The following is an 18,715-nucleotide window of genomic DNA, read 5'->3' as shown; positions in this document are numbered from 1 at the left end:
TAAAAATTATGGTATAAGTTTGCACTATTAAAACTGAACAAGAAAATGAAAGCAATTATTTTAAATGAATTTGGTGGCGTAGAGAATCTCATCGCTGCTGAGGTTGACAAACCTGTGATAGCATCCGATGAAGTGCTGGTAAAGCCGTCTTCCATCAGTATTAATCCGGTTGACGTTAAAACCAGATCGGGGAAAGGTATTGCCGGTCTGATCAAAGATCAGATGCCGGTGATACTGGGATGGGATATTGCAGGTGTGATCACAGAAATAGGAGTGGACGTAACCGATTTTAAAGTCGGTGATGAAGTGTTTGCCATGCTTGCCTTTCCCAAACCCGGAAAGGTATATGCAGAGCATGTTGCGGCCAAAGCCACTGAACTGGCTCTGAAACCTGCAAACATTTCCATGGACGAGGCTGCTGCGGCACCGCTGGCTGCACTCACCGCCTGGCAGGCACTTACACATCATGCTAAAATTAAGGCTGGTGACAGAGTATTGATACATGCAGCAGCTGGTGGAGTGGGTCATTATGCTGTTCAGATCGCGAAATATCTGGGTGCATACGTCATCGGAACTTCATCAGATGCAAACCGGGATTTTGTATTGTCGCTGGACGCCGACGAACACATAGATTACAAAGCAGGCCCATTTGAAGAGGTGGTTGAAGATATTGATTTTGTGCTGGATAGCATTGGTGGTGAATACATAGACCGTTCTTTGAAGGTGATCAAAAAAGGAGGGACTATCATCAGTATCCCGTCCGGGTTGAATGAAACAGTTACGGAGAAAGCGAAAGAACTGGGCATTGAAGGATATACCATCAAAGTTTTTCCAAGTGGTGCAGGTATGAGGGCTTTGGCAGATTTGTTGGAAAGGGGCATTATAAGATCGCACGTTTCCGAAACTTTTTCATTCGACCAAATGGCCGAAGCCCACCGTCAGATTGAAACCGGCAGAACAGTCGGAAAGATCACTTTGCAGTTCTGACACACAACAGGATGATTGGAAAAGTGCCGCTGTGTGTAATCTGAACAATCATTGAGGCATGGAAAAAACGGTTTCTGGCACAGATATTTTTTGATAACTACGGTTACAATCAACATTAATCACCAGAAATTATCATGATGCGCCTGAAATTTATCTTTTCACTTGTAAAGGAAAGTTTTTCCGAATTTCTTGATGACAACGCCTTAAAGCTCAGTGCGGCACTTTCCTATTATACTGTATTTTCTCTCGCCCCGTTGTTGCTGGTCATCATTTCTCTGGCAAGTTTTTTCCTCGGGAAGGAGGCTTTTCAAGGCGAGCTCTTCGGGCAAATCAGCGGACTCGTGGGAACCCAGGCTGCTGGCCAGTTACAGGAAATTATCAAAAATGCTGAGGTATCCAACAAAACAGGGACGGCTGCTGCGATCGGGGTGGTCACCCTTGTTATTGGTGCTACCGGGGTTTTTGCTGAAATACAGGATTCTATTAACTATATCTGGTCAATTAAAGCGAAGCCAGACAAAGGGTGGTTGCGGTATCTCAAAAATAGGTTTTTGTCTTTTTCCATCATCATCACACTGGGTTTTTTACTCATTGTTTCACTCGGTGTGAATACCATGGTTGACCTGCTCAGTCAGCGGCTCGAAAGGTATTTTTCAGGTGCATCTGTTGCCATCTTTTCCGCTCTTAATATTGCGCTCGTAATTGTTGTCATCACCGCTCTTTTTACAGTAATTTTTAAAGTGCTTCCAGACGGTTATCTGCGTTGGAAGGAATGTATTGTCGGAGCCGCTTTTACAGCATTTATGTTCATTATCGGCAAATTTGCGATCGGTTTTTACCTCGGACAATCCGATCTGGGTGCAACCTACGGAACTTCGGCATCCATTGTAATCTTGCTCACATGGGTCTATTATTCCTCGATCATACTGTATTTCGGGGCAGAGTTTACCAAGGTATATGCCCGGTCAGATGGATTCGCCATCACGCCAAACGCACATGCCGTACTTATCGACCGGCACGAAGTAGTGAGCCAGTCGGGTGTGCAGGAGGAAGAGATTAAAATGCCCTTGCTGAAAAAGGTAAAGCAGAACACCGTTGGCAAAATAATTCAACGGATAGACGATCGGATAGATGAATTAAAGGCAGAAATCAAAGGAAAACTATCCACCTTCATTACGCCCGCAGTTTACTATGCCATTGTAGCACTCATTGCTTTCACGATTGCGATTACCCTTATTCTGGTTCTCGGAAGTTTGCTCAACAGATGGCTTGACAGCTATTTTCTAGGTTACCTGATCATACTTGGCGTTTCGATTATTTTGATACCCGTGTTGCTGTTTTACCGAACCCATGTTCTGCATTTTATCCGAAAAATGATGCTTGGAAGCAACCGGTCTGCATAAGTTGATGGTTTTAAACAAAACATCTTGCCCGCATTGCAGGCAAGATGTAACACCATTACAACCTTAATTCCAATTTCTCTGCATCCTTCCGCGCTAAATAGCGTGGCGGTTTTGTTTTTCAAATATAATGGAATAAATCCATTAATTGGAAAATATCCAATCAATTAATTCGATTTTGAAAAATGGCTCGCTTTTCAATTATATTTACGACATAAAATTTCATTGATAAATTATATAAAAAAGCAACTACGATGTCAGAAACACAAAAAACGGTTATCACCATTGATACTACAGTAAATGCACCGGTAGAAAAGACCTGGGAGTTTTGGACAGAACCGGAACACATCAAACAATGGAATAATGCTTCGGACGATTGGCATACACCCAAAGCTGAGAATGATCTGAGAGTAGGGGGCAAATTCCTTTCGCGCATGGAAGCCCGGGACGGAAGTTTCGGATTTGATTTTGAAGGCATTTACGACGAAGTTGAACCGTTGTCGGTAATCGCCTATTCATTGGCAGACGGACGTCAGGTTCGGACGGTGTTTGAAAGTGAAGGCGACCAAACCAAAATCACAACAAACTTTGATGCCGAAACTCAGAACTCGATAGAGATGCAGAAAGGTGGATGGCAGGCAATCCTGAATAATTTCAAGAAACATGTAGAGGCTTAAAAAAAGTACTCATTGGTGCAAGCGGGAACAATTCCTTTTGCACCAATGATCAATTCATTTTGGCATGAATTCCGTTGCCGGCTACTCTTTCCTTGGCAATGGAGCCGTTTGGAAGTTCGACTTCAAGCTGATGCCACTTGTTGTCAGCAAATGAGTTCAGGTAAAACCAGGCTGTTTGTCCGTTCTTAGTTTCAGAAAAAACAAAACCTCGTTTGTCATAATACGCATCCACAATTTCCTCCGCGCTATACTGTGAAGGCGTAATCCATTTACCGTTGTCGATCCGGTACTTCAGATACTTTCTGCTTCCACCTGTTACTCTTCCAAATGTATCATTATAAAGTTTCTGGCTGAAATAGGAGAGGTCGTCGCTACCTGTGTATCCCGGATATGATTCTGTCTGTGGTTTGGCGTAATAAGGAAATCCATTTTGTGGTTCCTGTGAGCCGGTGGGATACCACAATCCTTTGCCCCATTCACTGTCGAAATTTTTGACTATTGTTTTCCCCGAACCGCCCCATTCAATGTACATTTTCCCAAATATCTGAGCGATGAACCCGTTTGCAATAATCACGTTGGGATCAAGAGGAAGTTTGTTGTAGGAATAAAACTTACCTTCCGGATAGTTGTACTGGTACAGGTTGTTGGGCCGCCATTCGTGCACACCAAACAGAAAAATACCGGTTTCATAACCCATGTTGTGGATCACCTGCATTTTGTATACTGCCTCATAAACCTGTCCTTGCTGCACATCTGGCGCTCCAATGTAAACCGCCTCCGGAATGAGCGTAGTTGATGAAAGCGAGCCACCTGGTGAGAAATTCGTCTTCGGGAGCGCTGATCCTTTCAGGCGTAATAGCTGTTTGTAATGATCCTTGGCTTTACTCCGTGAAAGGGACATTTCAGACGGCCAAAACATAAAATAGTTATGGGCAATGTAATATGGGATGTTTCGTGTGCCCCATTTTTCCTGATATCGTTCGTTAAGGCGTTTGTAAAAGTGAGCCCACATCTCCGACTCTGCGGACATAAACGAAGCACCTTCCATCGTTTCGCCGATCCATATCGCATCGCTGATGTCTGCTTCGTTTGCCTTTTGAATTGCCTGTTCCCTTGTCAGTGGGCCATTTGGCCAGTATTTTGCGTTGTAACCGTCTTTGGTACGATCAGTTCCATTCTCTTTCAAATGAAGAAAATGCTCGGTACGCGGAACGTTGTTGTAGGTGTGTCCGGCGTCTTTTAACTGCTTTACTTTTGATTCGTTTTCCCATGGCAACTGATGGTGCGGAATGTGCGTAGCGCCTTTGGCGAGCAAGGTTTCGCTGCTCCATTTACCTCTTGTGGCAACCCAAACGTGTCCCTTGGGCAATTTCATATCCGGGGCAATGTCTGCCCATTGCGCTACCTGTGTCGCCGGATTGTAATTGGATGGGATGGGATTAATAAATCCTTTGCCATGAAGAGCGGGAAACACAAACGTGTTAAAAGCAGCGGTAGTGTTGTAGGAAAAACTTTCACCAGCCTTGGTACTGAAATACCCGTTATTTTCTTTATCTGACCAGCGGGCCGTGCTTTCCAGACCCTTTTGTGTCTTCATTTTCCAGATACGAAGCGGATTGTTGCCGGCAAATACGTAGTTTTTCAACGGCTTTTCAGAAGTTACTACTTCGGCACCGATCATGTATCTGAATTCGTATCCGTCACCAGCTGTTGCCGTTGCATTGTCGGTGACGAGGTAAATATCGTCGTGCCAGCTTATACTTAGCTCCATGTGCTCGTCCATTCCTTTGGCTATTGTAGCGGGAGAAAATGCGCCCATTCTCGCTGAATTATCAACAGATCTGGAAGGAGAGGTAATGGTAAATGCCATGGTACTTGGAGCTGATACACAACTTTTCCCTAGATAAGTGAGTGTGTATTTGCCCGCAGGAAGTGGCTTAAACGTAAGGAGAGGATTACTGTTTACGGGGGATTCTTCACCCTGCCGAAGTATGTTTCCTTTCAAATCTTTAATAAACCAGGAAAATTCGAAAACATCCAGACCATAAAACTGACCGTTGAGATAGGATGTGGAAATGTTACTTACAGAAAGAAGTTTCGGACCCAACTTACAGGAGTCTGCGGTTGAAAAAGCTTGGCCTGATATTTTATTTATGCCTGATTCATGGGCAGTCGCTTTTGCGATGGAACCAAAGGCCATATTTGCAAAGAAAAATGCTATTAATGAGATGTAAAGTATTGATAATGAATCGCTTTTTGGATATAAAAATTTAACGTCGTTCATTATCGGAGACATTGGAATATATGGAAAGTAATTCGTTCTTGTAGAAATCATACAGTCTGAACGACTTCGAAGATATTTAAATTATAAAGATGATATTATTGCCACCAATTTTCCGAAAATTATCTGCGTAAAAGATTTGTTGATTTTATTTCAAATAGAAATATGGGTACATTTCGCATAATAGTTTTACTATTCAACTTTTTAGCTTAATTAATATGTAATTTTTTATAGCTTTACATACCTTACAAAAACCAAGAAATAACGAAATATTTTGTGTTTACAGGATGATCATATTTTCGGTGGTCTCTACATCTTTTTCGGTATATGTTGTTATTTAAGTGATTGGAAAAAGTGTTTTTTGTGTTGCTGCAAAGCCGGTTTTAATGGACTTTGTTTATCTTGAAAACATAAAAAACCCTCGTCAACTATGAAGAATCCTCTTAAAACTGCCTCTCTATCCTCATTTATCTGGATTATCCTGTTAATAGTTATCCTTATCAGTTTTGTTTTTGTAACCCTGATGAAGGATTCCAAATCTCAAATGGTTCGTAATAACATTACGGCGCTGAACCAGGAGAATGAAAATTACCAAAAACTCGACAGTTGTATTTCGGTTTTGTATGAGGCCGAAAATAACAGCCGGCTATTTGTTACTACCCTCGATTCCTCCTATATCCATATTTATAAACAACAAATAGCCTATGTTTCTCATTCGCTCGCCGAATTTGAAGCTTCCAAGAAGCGGCTCGGGTTGCCGTTGTCAAGCCTTATTGTTGACAAAAAGATCAAAGACGAGCAATTTGTTAAAATGAGAATGCTGGTAGATAGTCTGCTTTCTTTTTCATTTGAGCTGCGAAATTCCAAACCAATTGTAAAGAGCAAGCCGATACCATTAGTAAAAACAACCCGAAGGATCGCAAAAACGGATTCGGTTTTTATCGATAAAAACAAGAGTAAAAAGAGACTTTTTAAACGCATAGCGGAGGCGATCGCCAATAAAGAACCTGAGGGCAAGTCGCTTGCGCGCGCTGAAAGCAGTATCATCATAAAGGACTCAATGCTGTTGACTGGCGAAACTTCGGGTGCCGGCGGAATAGACATTTTTGAACAATATGAAAAGGCCAGAATGCAACTGAATGCCACCGAGCGGCAGATGTTGCTCATTAACGGACGGATATTCGCCAACCTGAAAAAAGCACTCAGGGGGATGAGAGCGGAAGAGGAAGCGCATGTGAAGGCTTTCCGGACCTCGCTGGTTAAAGACATGAAATACCAGTTTGAAGAAGTAAACAGACTGTCCTCGGGAAGCGTGTTCATTGTACTCGCCCTCACCATTATGATCATCTGGAACCTCGTGAAACTCTACAGACAGGAAAATACACTGCTCAAATATGCCAGGGTTACAGCAGAGACAACCCGAAAAAAGGGTGAATTCATGTCGCATGTAGCGCACGAGATTCGTACACCGCTCAACTCAGTGATTGGATTTGCACAGTTGATAGATGCCGAAAAGCTTGATGACGAACTGAAAGGAAATGTGAACGCCATAAAGAATTCGTCGAAAACGTTGCTGACGCTGGTTAATGAAATATTGGATTTCTCTAAATTTGAAAGTGGGAAAATTACACTTAAGAGTCAGCCGTTTCTTCCGGCAGTGATATTGGGAGAGGCAGAAGACATGCTTTCTGTTCTTGCTGCGGAAAAGAAAATTGTGCTTCGGAAAGACTATCAGTTCAGTACGACACTGAATCTTATCGGGGATGATTTCTGGATAAAACAGGTGGTCATTAACTTGCTTACCAACGCAATAAAATTTACATCAGCAGGTGGGCAGGTAAAGTTAAATGCGTCTTTTGAAGCTGCAAGTGCGGGAAACGGGATTTTTAAGATCAGTGTTAAAGACTCCGGCGTTGGAATAGCGAAGGAGGATATCGAGAAAATCTTTGAAGATTTTATTCAGGTTGAAACACCTGACAATGAGTCGAAACAGGTTGGCACCGGACTTGGATTGGCCATTTGTAAGCGGATTGTCGATCTGTACGGAGGCAATATCAGTGTGGAGAGTGAGGTTGGCAAAGGTTCTGAGTTCAAAGTAAGTATTCCGCTTGCAATTGTATCACCTGGCACTGCCACAGAAACGAATGTTAAAAAGACAGAGGTTTCGAAGGCCTTTTTAAAGGATAAGAAAATACTCGTTGCAGACGATACCAAGATGAATCTGATCCTTGTAAGCAAGATTATGGACAAGTATGGAATGAAATACGATCTGGCTAACGACGGTCAGGAAGCATTCCGAATGTTTGAAGCAGGAAGGTACGATTTGCTCATTACCGACATCCACATGCCGGTAATGGATGGAGTGGAACTTACCGAAAATATCCGGAAACACAGTGAGGTGAGCAAGTCCCGAATGCCCATTTTGGGCTTCACAGGTAGCTCCACGCCCGATAGTAAAAGTCAATACATCAGCTCAGGAATGAATGACGTATTGCAAAAACCATTTGATGAAGGAAATCTTCTGTCTGTGATCGAGAGGTTGATAAAGGAGAACTGAACAGGATTTGGGAATTATTCGATGATCTTTCGAATGACAGCGTATTCTTCCCGGTCGAGTACGTCAAGTTTGCCTTTTGTAGCACGGTTGATCTGATCTCTGAATTTCTTAATTCTGGCCAGCATCGGCTCCACAATGGTGTTGCTATGGTTGATAAAATCGTACAGATCTCCCTCACTTGCAGGCAGTTTATAGCCACGCGAACTGCTGGCAATAAGCACGCCGGCGTCTCTGAGCGGCGCTATTACCTTGGTTTGGAAATAATGAAGTGATACAGCTTTCCCACGGCGAACACGGATATGCTCCATGATCTCGAAACTGGAAATGTAACGGGTTGGATTAATGTGCCTGAAATGAAACACCAGATAACCCAGGCATGCAAGCTGGTCGATCACATGAGGTGTTTGGTTCCCAGTTTTTCTATGAAGGAAATCGTTGGCAAGGTTCACGCTCACATTAGCCAGCTCCTCATTGTATCTCAGTTCTCTTGCATTGATTTTCACCAGATATGGCGCAAAAACGTCTGGCCAGAACTTCATGGTTAACAATGCAGGTTGTATCAGCTGGACAAAATCCTGTCGCTGTTCAGTGAGCACGGTTTCGTCGTAACAGCGGGCAAGCGTACCGGCTATGAATGAAGAAGCCTGCAGAATGACTTCCGAACGGGTGTTAACAAATCCAAAAGTCGATTCATTGAAAAGATTAGGGATGTGATTTTGATGCGTGTATTTGATAAAACCATCCATAAATCCATTGCCTTCGTCAGGATTTCCTACCATTTCCAGGTTTGGAAAAACACCAAAAAGTGCCCGGTCGGTGAGTCCGTGAAGAAATTTGTAGACGGATCCTTTATAACGAAGCCCTTCTCCGATCAGCTGACGCTTATCTACAACAAGCGCGAAAATGCGCACGGGCTCAGAGAGTATATCTGTGAGAATAAGTTTTCTTAACTCATGGTCATTGTCGATAAAGTCGGAGTCTATCCTGCCATTTTCGAAGTATTTACTCGCGGCGGATTTAAAAACTGTTTCAACAGCAGGCATATCCTGCCTGGAAAGCAAGAGCGCAGTTACTATAAAATGCGTGGAAATTGCGGAGCCATCCTGCTCCTTCTTGCTAAAATCTAACCCGTCGTTTCCCCATTCACTAAGAAAGGCTATCTGGTCATTCATGAAATGCTGTTTTCAAATGGCTCATTACAGCCGGTATAATGGCAAAACTAAAAATTTTACCTGATAAAGTGCCAGATTCCTGTAATGATGTTCCACGAACGTTAAAGAACCTTAAACGGGCAGTTTCCGCGTCCTAAATGAGCACGATTTCCGTTCTGATGATGAAGTGAAACATTAAAACTACATATCATTGTGAAAATCTGGTGGTTGATGCTCATGCTTATTTCTGTTAAAGGAATGGGTCAGGATGTATTGTTAAATAAAAAAGCAGCTATGAGTGAAGTAGTTAAATCCTCTGACTCTGTTGCAGCGGTCGAAAAAAATCAGAAATTCTCACCCGACCCGCGGAGAGCGGTGCGCCTGGCCTTGATCCCCGGAATGGGGCAGACATATAATCGTGATTACTGGAAACTGCCAATTGTGTATCTGTCGCTTGCAGGAGGGATTTATTCCTGGCATTTAAACAATCTGAAATACCAGGATTTTCTGTCGTCATATATAGAATTTTACGATATGGATGAAGCCAGTAAAACCTATGGAGCAATGAAACCCGGTATGGCGGGAGCAACAGTTCCTGTCAGGATCAGAAATTTGTTTAATACTGAAAGTGAGTATCGGAATTTAACCCGCGACATGATTGCCAGGAATAAGGATTACTGGCGTCGAAACCGTAATTTGTCCATCATCGTAACCGGCCTGATTTATTCTTTGAGTATCATAGAGGCCAACGTGGCGGCCCACCTCAAAACCTTTGACCTGTCAGACGACATTTCTCTACGGATCGAACCGAAATTAAGTCAGCCGATGGTGAAGCAGCCAGCGCCGGGAATCAGATTGGTTTTTAATTTAAAGTAGCCAACCATTATTCTGCACCACTTCCATTTCCCACACACCTAATCCTGCTGCCCTGATGGCAAACTCTGTATCCAACTGGCTGCTGTTTATCTTTGATTCATCCACCGGTAAATCACCTGTACTCATTTGCAAGAAGTCTTTTTTTGCGCACGCAACGCAACTGGAAATACATGAAAAATTATTCCTTTAGAGACAATCCGGGATTTAGAAACTGCCGGATCAGTTTTGTAGATTGAGATAATGAACCACAAAAGCAACAACATTGAATTTAAACTCAGCAATTATGATTCAATTATGGGTAAATAATGCTTTTACCCACTTAGGATAAATGTGTTAGTTTTATCTCTGGAAATTTTTGATGATTAAAGTATGAAAAATATCTTAGTGTTGGTCTTGTTTCACCTTTTGGTAATCAGTGCATTACAAGCGCAGGAAGCCAGGAAAATAGAATTCAGAACAGGAGTTCCTTTGGATTCCATTGTCCTGAGCGATCCGGCTATTCTGGCAGATTCCAAAACTAAAATGTATTACATGACGGGCACAGGCGGCATGTTATGGAAAAGTAAAGACCTGAAATCATGGGACGGTCCAGCGCGGGTTGCCGAAACGGATCCTGGCTCCTGGATGGGACCAAAGCCGATGATCTGGGCGGCTGACCTTCACCAGTACAAAGGCAAGTACTATTACTTTGGAACATTTACCAATCGTGCAGTTAAGATCGACACAGTTGATAACGAAATTATAGAGCGCCGCGCTTCACATGTGTTGGTTAGCGACAAACCTGACGGACCCTATGTGCCTATGAAAGACCCCATATATCTGCCAGCCAATAAGCCTACGCTGGATGGTACTTTTTGGGTTGATGAGGACAAAAAACCTTACATGATCTATTGCTACGAGTGGTTGCAGGCAGGGAATGGAACAATGGAGAAGATTGAATTGAAGCCGGATCTGAGCGGCACAGTAGGTGAAAGCAAGTTGTTATTTTCGGCGAGAGATTCTCCCTGGAACCGGGAGAAAGACGAAAATGGAAAGGATCGCCCGAATAAAGTAACCGACGGACCGTATCTCTTTAAAACCAAAACGGGCAGATTGGGAATGATCTGGACCAGCTGGATTTACGACGTTTACACACAAGGTGTGGTTTATTCACAAAGCGGTACTTTGGACGGCCCATGGATTCATGAGAAAGAACCAATCACGCCACCTAATTTCGGGCACGGGATGTTATTTCATACGCTTGATGGAAAACTGCTCATGTCTGTACATAGCCACAAAAGTGTGAACGGCCGTTATGTACGCGTTCCGCATTTGTTTGAAGCCGATCTTTCTGGTGATAAACTGATAATTGGCAAGCGCTTTATTCCTTAAATGTGTTTTTGAGAAAGTGTTATTTATGTCCTTGCAACTTCGGCAAGGACATTTTTTTATTAAAATTCAGATAAACTCAATCCTTTCTAATACTCGTGATTTCCAGCGGACTTGGTTGGGCTATAAGTGTTGGTCCTGTAAAGCAAACAGATTTCATGTTCCCGCTAATTGTATAGTCAGCGACTTTGGGATCGGAAGATTTTTGCCAGGTTGAGTCTATTTTGCAGGCAAACATGCTGGCGTAGGAATATCTATCTCCACTTTCGTACACTACTGAAAAGAGGCCAGAACCATAGTAAACTGCTCTGGCATTTTCTATCTTTTTAATAGTACTTCCTTCACAACCGCAATCGGGCTCGGGATCTTCCTTCCGGCATGAGGAGACCATTGAGACGAATAGAATGATGGAGTATAGAACAGATTTTTTCATAAATGTTATTTGATGAACCGCGATAAATAAAGTTAACTTTTTATGTGGCCATATTTATATATGGAAATGTAAATTAAATATAATGGCATAATTATTTTAAGTTTTATGAATATTCTAACACTTCTCATCAAGCTTAATAAGATAAACTCATGGAGCGATACTGGCGATACATGATTCCGGCCATACTTACATTGCTTTACATTTATGTGAGTATGTACGCTCAGTTTTATTATCTATATGGAATCCTTCTCATTGCTAATTTTCTCAATGTCTACTGGGGAGAATTCAAAAACAATGAGCTTCCAGACGAACTCAGATTTTTTTACCGTTCATCTGCTGCAACCTGGATCAAGTCCATCAATGCAATCGTGTTTTTAGGGCTTATCATTTGGGGGATTGTTTTCGTTGACCGGGCAGGTTTTTCCGTTTCCCAACTTCTTGCATTTAGTTTTACCACCGGGCTGCTCACAGGATGTTTTGTTGTTACGCTGGCACACGACATGTTGCATAGCAATTCGGTATTTCAAAAAGGGTTGTCTGTTCTTCTACTGACCTGCTCCGGAATTCCGCACTTCGCAACCGAACACTTGTGCGGCCACCATCGCGATATTGGTTTAAAGGAAGACCCAACCACCGCAAGACTCAACCAGAATTTCTATTCTTATTTCGTGAAAATTACCTTTTCTACAATTTGGAGCTGCTATGTGACGCAGTTTGGATTGCCGGCTTATCTACGCAGAAAAATCCGCCTCGCCAATGTAGGAATGCTTGGTTTGCTGCTGGTTTGCTGGATACTTATCGTTGTGTTCACCAACAACCCAATGCAGACAATCGCGTTTTTTATTATTCAGGGTTTTGTCTCCTATTTCCTATACGAGCTGATCAATTACATACAGCATTATGGTTTGTTCAGAAATGGCAGGGGAGAAGATATTACCATGCGGCTGTCGTGGAACTGTTATTACAAATACACCAATTACATCCTTTTTCTGTTGCCCTTGCATTCTCTCCATCATTTGCCTGCAAATGGAAGAAAAATTCAGGATTTGAAAGCCGGACCGCGCATGCCCTATCTCTATTTTATGATGATTACCATGGCGCTTATTCCGCCGTTGTGGTTTGCAAAAATGAACAAACTGGCACTCAAACACAATCCGTAATGATGTATCGAAAATTGCTCTGCAAGTTATTTTTGCTCACATTTCTGGCGCCAGTCACCTTGGTTAGGGGTCAGGACAATATTGGTTTACGCTTTGTATTTGGAACACTTCACCCGCAGGGAGAAAAAATGGCTTTCCTGATGCCTAACAAACTTGATAAAAATGCAGTTGCTGTGCTCAATTGGGGCTTCATTGGTTCTTATCAACGATATATTTATAAAAAAAGATTTTCACTGAAAGTAGCGCAGGGCGCATATAGCGACTGTGCCCGTTTGTTTGCAGGACATACCCATTTAGGATTCAGGGTTAATTTTTTGAATGGTAAAAAGCATGCATTGGAATTTGGATTCGGACCTACCTTCGTTTATCGGGAAAGCTGGAATCGCTTCGAAGGTTATGTGCAGGATACCAAACTACTTAAAAATACCAAAAACTGGCAGTGGAATTTTGTGTGGTACGGCGGAGAACTGGAATACGATTATTCGGTATCAAAAAATTTAGATCTGAATATCAACTGTATACCGGGTTATCCCAAGTTTTTTACATTTGCGGTTGGTGCACGTTACTGGCTCAGGCCGATACGTTCCAACAGAGAGTATAATCAGGATCGTTAGTAATTTAAAAAGTGTAGCCCGCTGCAATCTCCACATGAGCTGCGCGGAAGGCGTGCGCTTTAATGGCTGTTCCAATTGAGAATTTTTCTGCGACTTGATTTTTCAAAGGAAACGGATACCAGGCAATGCCAACTTTTTCATATAACAATGATTTTTCATCAGGATTTAAAACATACAATCCGATTCCGTAACGTGTAACGAGATGTCCTATTAAAACCTCCTCCTCGGCATAAATAGCAGTTGCTGTTGCAGACCCCCGATTTAGTTGTGAAACCTCCGTTCCCAAACCCGTGCGAAAGCGCATTCCATGTTGGTAAAAGGCTAGTAAACTAAGCTGGTTATTCGTGTGAAGATTTTTGGTAACTTTATCATAGTCATACAAACCGGTTATTGCCGCGAATCTGTATCGCCAGCGTTTGATTTGGATGGGCGCATTTTCTCTTTTTTCTTCATGCGACTTCCCATCAAAATAATACAGCATTGTACCATATCCTGTAATCGAATTGAGACCGGCGTTGGGCTGAACCAGATTGCCATTTGAAATATGTCCCAAAGAAAACCCTGCCTTAACGTTCAGTGCTGAACCGAGTTTGATCAAATACCCCAGGTCAATTATGGAAGCTGCGTTCAGCTTGGTTCCAAGCAATTTATTTTCAGGATTTGAAGTTTGGTGATGGCGGCGTGTAACGTATGCAAGTCCGGTTCCGTGTTTGATTTGAAGTGTTCCAAAATTACTTTTCCAGATGTTAAATTCGAGATACGGAATGAGACTAAACTGATTTCCCACCATCATTTCAGCACTTTTGGTTGCAGTAAACTGAATCCCCATTTGCGGATATTTGTGAGCTATTTGCCAGATATGTTCGCCGTAAGTGGCTTTATTTATATCGATAGAAAAACCGTATAGCGCTTTTTTGAAGTCTCGTGGCTGTCCCAGAATTTGTCCGTAACGCAAAGAAGGTTGAACAGAAACGCTACTTTGCCCCAACACCAAATGTGCTGACGAACTTAACATCAGGATCATCAAAAGTATTGATCTCATAGATGTTTGGTCCGGATGGAAAACACGATTTCTTCGTTCATCAGTTTAAACCAGCGTGAAGGAAAAAGTGCGGTCATCATCATACTTGCAAAAGGTAGCGGCATCGACGGACCTGTGTAGTCACTAATCGTGCTCAGGTTTTCTTCTTTCAAATGATGGATAGAATGAACCGGCATCATGAAATGCATGTATGCGGAAGTTTTGTAATAACAGTTCCAGGCATGATGCAACTGAACCGGTTCAGGTCTGGAGTCACTCGTTTTTTGACGAATCAGACCGTAATGCTGAATGTATGTGATCGATTCATATATGAGCGTAACAAGCAGGTATTGAACCAGAATACAGATGAACACCTGGATACCCAGGAGTGTAGAAATAATCAGCCAAACAAGACAGATGCCAAGTCTGACCCGGTTTCCGGCAATAATAGCTGATTCATCCGATTGAGGAAACGTACCTCCTTTTAATAAAATCATTTTGAAACGCGCGCTGATTGATCGTTTGAAATAGCTGTAAATGTTTTCGCCATACCTGGCAGTGGCGGGATCGGCATCAGTTCCTACAAAGCGGTGGTGAATAAAAATATGATCCGATTCCAGATAGAAAAATCCGTTTTGTAGCAATATAAATGTGGAAAGGAAGCGGTCTCCAGCCCGGCTGGAATGCATCAGATCATGAGCCAGCGAGATGGCGAAATTGCTGTTGAGGATCAGAACCGAATAAAGAAAAATAAGATATGCAGGCAGTGAAAGTTGATTTGTATAAAGGAAATAAGGAATCCAAAGATTAAAGCCAGTGAAAAAAATGCCTGAGCAGGTTTTCAGATTTGCCATGCTTTTGTCGTAGTGAAAAAAAGCATATTCTGAAACGACTTCAGAAGGACTGAATTTCCCAACCGATTCACGTAAAAAGGCAATAAGAAAAACCAATCCCACCGCCACCCATAAAAACCAGGTTGAAGCCGTGGCTATAAAAACGCTGGTGATAATCACCGGAATGGTATATGGAAGTATTCGCATGTATACAGCCTTGATTTATCGCAAGGTGAGAAAATTTTCGGGTAAAGAAAATACCGGATTATCAGGCTTTGGGAGACACGCACTGAAGGTGCAATTTTTCCGAAATACTAGGAAACTTATGTACCTTTCAAAAAAGATTTAACTGCAAAAAGTATGGCCAGGTTACACCTCATTTTCCTGCTTGCGTTTGGTACAACAGCCGCATTCGCTCAATCCCGTTTTAAGGTTTCTTATGAGGATCTGAAAGCCTATGAAGGAAAGTATGAATACGTCGAGAATACAACTTTAAGTATTGCGGCATCTCCACGTGACACTTTGTTATATGCAGTCATATTAAAGGGAAGGTATCCGCTGAGGCCAGTTGGTAAAGATCTTTTCCTGAACAACGGCAACGATTCGGTACGTTTTGTGCGTGACAAAGAGAACAGAATTTCGGGATACGAAGTCGGCAAGGAGCGGTTCAAACTTTTATCCCGTGACGTGGTTTTTCCAAAACAAATGTGGTATGCAAGACTGAATGCTGGGAAGTACGTTTACAGTCGACCGAAGAACACTGGTGACGGTTTGGCGACTGGCGATTTGAAAGGTTCAGGTTTGAATCCGGTTTTGCTTGCAGAAATGGTAAACAAAATCAGTTCGGAACAATACAAGGGCGTACACGGTATTCTCATTCTTAAAAGTAACAAACTGGTTTTTGAAGAATACTTTTACGAATACACCATTGACAGCCTTCATGAACTTCGTTCTGCTACCAAGAGTTTTGTTTCGGCACTGACCGGTCTGGCTATTGAAAAAGAGTTCATCGGCAGTGCAAACGACCCGGTATTGCCTTATTTTCCTGGTTACACGCCAGCCAATAATTCTGCGTTGAAGTCGCAGATAACTATTTCTCATTTGCTGAGTAACCAAAGCGGATTGGACTGTGATATCACGAATCCCGATTCGGAGGGAAATGAAACGAAAATGAATTACTCGGACGACTGGGTGAAGTTCACATTAGATCTTCCGATGATTGATGTTCCGGGCGGCAAGGGTATGTATTGTTCGGGAAATGTAGTTACGCTTGGGAAGATTATTGAGAATGCGACCAAAATGCCGCTGCCGACATTTGCAGATAAGAACCTGTTTGAACCATTGGGAATCAAGAAATTTAGCTGGAATTTTAGACCCGACAAGTCTAATGCGGAGGACTTCTGCCAGGTCTACTTACGACCTCGGGACATGGCAAAATTGGGTTTGGTATACATGAACCAGGGAAAGTATAACGGCAAACAAATTGTACCTGCCAATTGGGTGAAAACATCTTTATCTCAACATTCGGTTGTGGAAAATGTGAACTACGGCTATTTGTGGTGGTTAAAATATTTGGATAGCAACGGTGTCCGGTATGAAGGAATGGCTGCGCAAGGGAACGGTGGTCAACGGATTTTTCTCTTTCCTGAGCAGGATCTTGTCGTGGTCACAACGGGTGGAAATTACAATATGCAATCCCCAGCCGACGAGCTGATCAGCAAGTATATTCTGGCTTCATTTAATAAATAACGCGATTTTATTTTGACACAACAATCAGCACTTTTCTGGTACTACGATTGCCGCAGAGACGAATCTGTGGCAATTTTTATGTATAAGATGAGACGTTTTTTATAAATTAATTACCTCCCGATAATACGTTATCCGTTCCGGACTTTTCACCCCCTTTTTTGTCCGTTTCACCCATTTGTTGCTTTCTAAAGGAAGCTTAACGAGCCAATTTTGTATCGTTAAATCCAAAAGAACAACATAATGAAGTTTACAAAATTCATTCCTATCGTATTTAGTTTCCTGGTGATCGGAACGGTAAATGCGCAAACTCCCGTTACGCTGCAAAATGCCCTGGAATACGCGCTGGCAAACAGTGAGGTGATCCGTCAGGCTCGTATCGACATAGATAATGTGGCTCAGAAGGTGATTGAAACCAAAGCCGGTGCTCTGCCGAAAATTGATATCAATAGCTCGGTTACGGGTAACCTTCTTGTACAGCAATTTATATTGCCTGCGGCGATTGGTGGTGGTGCTCCGGGAGAGTTTATCGCTATCGAAGCCGGACAGACCTGGAACGCCATGTCACAGGTTCAGCTGAGCCAGCAGATATTCAACAAGCAGGTTTTCACTGGTTTGAAAGCTGCGAAAAGCAGTGTTGAACTGTATCGGTTATCGGCACAGTTGAGCGAAGAAAATGTGATGCAGCAGGTTGCCGCCAATTTTTATCAGGTGGTGATTACCAAAGAAAAGATCAAAGTTGTGGATGCCAATCTGGATCGCGTGCAGCAGCTTGAATCTATGATCAAAGGACAGTTTGAAAACGGCCTTGCCAAGAAAATTGATCTGGATCGTGTATTGGTGAACAAGAGCAATCTGGAAGTTCAGAAACTGGAACTGATCAACGCCATTTCTCAGCAGGAAAACATGCTGAAATACTACATGGGAATGCCTATTGAAACAGAGATCGCACTTGTGAATGATCCTATTGAAAACATGGAAGTTCCTGCCGCACCAGTAATGAACAACGAGCCCTTCGATTCCAAAAGTTTGTTTTCATATCGGGTGCTGAATAAACAGCAGGAGCTTTTGGATTTCCAGTATAAGGCAATCAGAGCTGAGGCTTATCCAACGCTTTCACTTGCGGCCAACTACAACTACAATACCCAAAGTAACAAGTTCAATTTGTACAGCGGAAAGGCACTCAATTATGACGTTTCGGCGGTGAGTTTGAGCTTAAAAATTCCTGTGTTCGACGGTTATTCAAGAAGGGCACGTGGAAAGCAGACACAGTTTGAAATTCAAAAAGGTCAGGAAGAGATGAAAAAAACAGATAATGGTCTCCGGATGAACTACGACAACGCCAAAAAGCAGATTGCTTACAGCATGCAGGCGATTAATGCGCAAAAAGCCAACAAGGAGCTAGCTTCGGAAGTGTTCGCAAGTGCCCGTAACAATTACAAAAACGGACTTGCCAGCTTAACAGATCTGCTTGATGCGGAATCGGAACTGGTGAAAGCTCAGAACAGCTACAATGAAGCGCTGCTGAATTTCAAAGTGGCAGAAGTTGAATTGATAAAATCGAAAGGGGAGATCAAAACCCTGTTGAATAAATAAAAGTCTCTCATTATA

Annotated in this window: 16 protein-coding genes; 10 read left to right on the top strand and 6 right to left on the bottom strand. The window is 42.6% G+C overall.

Annotation, left to right across the window (positions count from 1 at the left end; genetic code table 11):
- Window positions 1-45 precede the first annotated feature (45 nt).
- The 3 genes from LZG71_RS18710 to LZG71_RS18700 all read left to right on the top strand — a co-directional run bounded on the left by LZG71_RS18710 (window position 46) and on the right by LZG71_RS18700 (window position 3,064).
- Complete coding sequence (locus LZG71_RS18710) at window positions 46-987, top strand: NADP-dependent oxidoreductase (protein WP_233822906.1); 942 nt, start codon at window positions 46-48, stop codon at window positions 985-987.
- A gap of 134 nt (window positions 988-1,121) precedes the next feature.
- On the top strand, window positions 1,122-2,390 hold the full coding sequence (locus LZG71_RS18705; RefSeq protein ID WP_233822904.1) for a YihY/virulence factor BrkB family protein: 1,269 nt from the start codon (window positions 1,122-1,124) through the stop codon (window positions 2,388-2,390).
- Window positions 2,391-2,641: 251 nt separating this feature from the next.
- On the top strand, window positions 2,642-3,064 hold the full coding sequence (locus LZG71_RS18700; protein ID WP_233822902.1) for an SRPBCC family protein: 423 nt from the start codon (window positions 2,642-2,644) through the stop codon (window positions 3,062-3,064).
- Window positions 3,065-3,113: 49 nt separating this feature from the next.
- On the opposite strand, the gene LZG71_RS18695 is transcribed toward LZG71_RS18700, so the two are convergent.
- On the bottom strand, window positions 3,114-5,348 hold the full coding sequence (locus LZG71_RS18695) for a hypothetical protein (RefSeq protein WP_233822899.1): 2,235 nt from the start codon (window positions 5,346-5,348) through the stop codon (window positions 3,114-3,116).
- A gap of 427 nt (window positions 5,349-5,775) precedes the next feature.
- On the opposite strand from LZG71_RS18695, the gene LZG71_RS18690 reads away from it, so the two are divergent.
- The gene (locus LZG71_RS18690) at window positions 5,776-7,902 is read left to right on the top strand and encodes an ATP-binding protein (protein ID WP_233822897.1); all 2,127 of its coding nucleotides are present in this window, start codon (window positions 5,776-5,778) and stop codon (window positions 7,900-7,902) included.
- Between the two features lie 14 nt (window positions 7,903-7,916).
- Here LZG71_RS18690 and LZG71_RS18685 read toward each other — a convergent pair whose 3' ends face one another.
- On the bottom strand, window positions 7,917-9,074 hold the full coding sequence (locus LZG71_RS18685) for a hypothetical protein (protein ID WP_233822895.1): 1,158 nt from the start codon (window positions 9,072-9,074) through the stop codon (window positions 7,917-7,919).
- A gap of 192 nt (window positions 9,075-9,266) precedes the next feature.
- Here LZG71_RS18685 and LZG71_RS18680 point away from each other — a divergent pair, with 192 nt between their 5' ends.
- Complete coding sequence (locus LZG71_RS18680; RefSeq protein ID WP_233822894.1) at window positions 9,267-9,929, top strand: DUF5683 domain-containing protein; 663 nt, start codon at window positions 9,267-9,269, stop codon at window positions 9,927-9,929.
- Here the strand turns inward: LZG71_RS18680 and LZG71_RS30485 are convergent.
- On the bottom strand, window positions 9,921-10,055 hold the full coding sequence (locus LZG71_RS30485) for a hypothetical protein (protein WP_255713126.1): 135 nt from the start codon (window positions 10,053-10,055) through the stop codon (window positions 9,921-9,923). The two genes, LZG71_RS18680 and LZG71_RS30485, sit on opposite strands and share 9 nt — an antisense overlap.
- A gap of 243 nt (window positions 10,056-10,298) precedes the next feature.
- Here LZG71_RS30485 and LZG71_RS18675 point away from each other — a divergent pair, with 243 nt between their 5' ends.
- On the top strand, window positions 10,299-11,300 hold the full coding sequence (locus LZG71_RS18675; protein WP_233822892.1) for a glycoside hydrolase family 43 protein: 1,002 nt from the start codon (window positions 10,299-10,301) through the stop codon (window positions 11,298-11,300).
- Between the two features lie 76 nt (window positions 11,301-11,376).
- Here LZG71_RS18675 and LZG71_RS18670 read toward each other — a convergent pair whose 3' ends face one another.
- The gene (locus LZG71_RS18670) at window positions 11,377-11,730 is read right to left on the bottom strand and encodes a hypothetical protein (RefSeq protein ID WP_233822890.1); all 354 of its coding nucleotides are present in this window, start codon (window positions 11,728-11,730) and stop codon (window positions 11,377-11,379) included.
- Between the two features lie 149 nt (window positions 11,731-11,879).
- Here LZG71_RS18670 and LZG71_RS18665 point away from each other — a divergent pair, with 149 nt between their 5' ends.
- A complete protein-coding gene (locus LZG71_RS18665; RefSeq protein ID WP_233822888.1) occupies window positions 11,880-12,890 on the top strand; it encodes a fatty acid desaturase in 1,011 nt (336 codons plus the stop codon).
- Entirely contained in the window at window positions 12,890-13,504 is a 615-nt protein-coding gene (locus tag LZG71_RS18660; protein ID WP_233822886.1) for a hypothetical protein, read from the top strand. Before LZG71_RS18665 ends, LZG71_RS18660 begins: the two co-directional genes overlap by 1 nt.
- A gap of 4 nt (window positions 13,505-13,508) precedes the next feature.
- Here the strand turns inward: LZG71_RS18660 and LZG71_RS18655 are convergent, their stop codons facing one another.
- Both LZG71_RS18655 and LZG71_RS18650 read right to left on the bottom strand, forming a co-directional pair.
- Window positions 13,509-14,546 carry an acyloxyacyl hydrolase gene (locus tag LZG71_RS18655; RefSeq protein ID WP_233822884.1) on the bottom strand — a complete coding sequence of 346 codons (1,038 nt, stop codon included), beginning with the start codon at window positions 14,544-14,546 and terminating at the stop codon, window positions 13,509-13,511.
- On the bottom strand, window positions 14,543-15,565 hold the full coding sequence (locus tag LZG71_RS18650) for a fatty acid desaturase (protein ID WP_233822881.1): 1,023 nt from the start codon (window positions 15,563-15,565) through the stop codon (window positions 14,543-14,545). The genes LZG71_RS18655 and LZG71_RS18650 overlap by 4 nt, the downstream gene beginning before the upstream one ends.
- A 153-nt stretch (window positions 15,566-15,718) precedes the next feature.
- Here LZG71_RS18650 and LZG71_RS18645 point away from each other — a divergent pair, with 153 nt between their 5' ends.
- Together LZG71_RS18645 and LZG71_RS18640 are read left to right on the top strand one after the other, a co-directional pair.
- Window positions 15,719-17,107, top strand: a complete 1,389-nt coding sequence (locus LZG71_RS18645; protein WP_233822879.1) for a serine hydrolase — start codon at window positions 15,719-15,721, stop codon at window positions 17,105-17,107.
- A gap of 240 nt (window positions 17,108-17,347) precedes the next feature.
- Window positions 17,348-18,700 carry a TolC family protein gene (locus LZG71_RS18640; protein ID WP_233822877.1) on the top strand — a complete coding sequence of 451 codons (1,353 nt, stop codon included), beginning with the start codon at window positions 17,348-17,350 and terminating at the stop codon, window positions 18,698-18,700.
- Window positions 18,701-18,715 lie beyond the last annotated feature (15 nt).

The organism is Dyadobacter sp. CY312, assembly GCF_021390535.1.
Taxonomy (GTDB): Bacteria; Bacteroidota; Bacteroidia; order Cytophagales; family Spirosomataceae; genus Dyadobacter.
The sequence above is the reverse complement of the archived record's forward strand: the minus strand, read 5'-3'. Positions and strand labels throughout refer to the sequence as shown.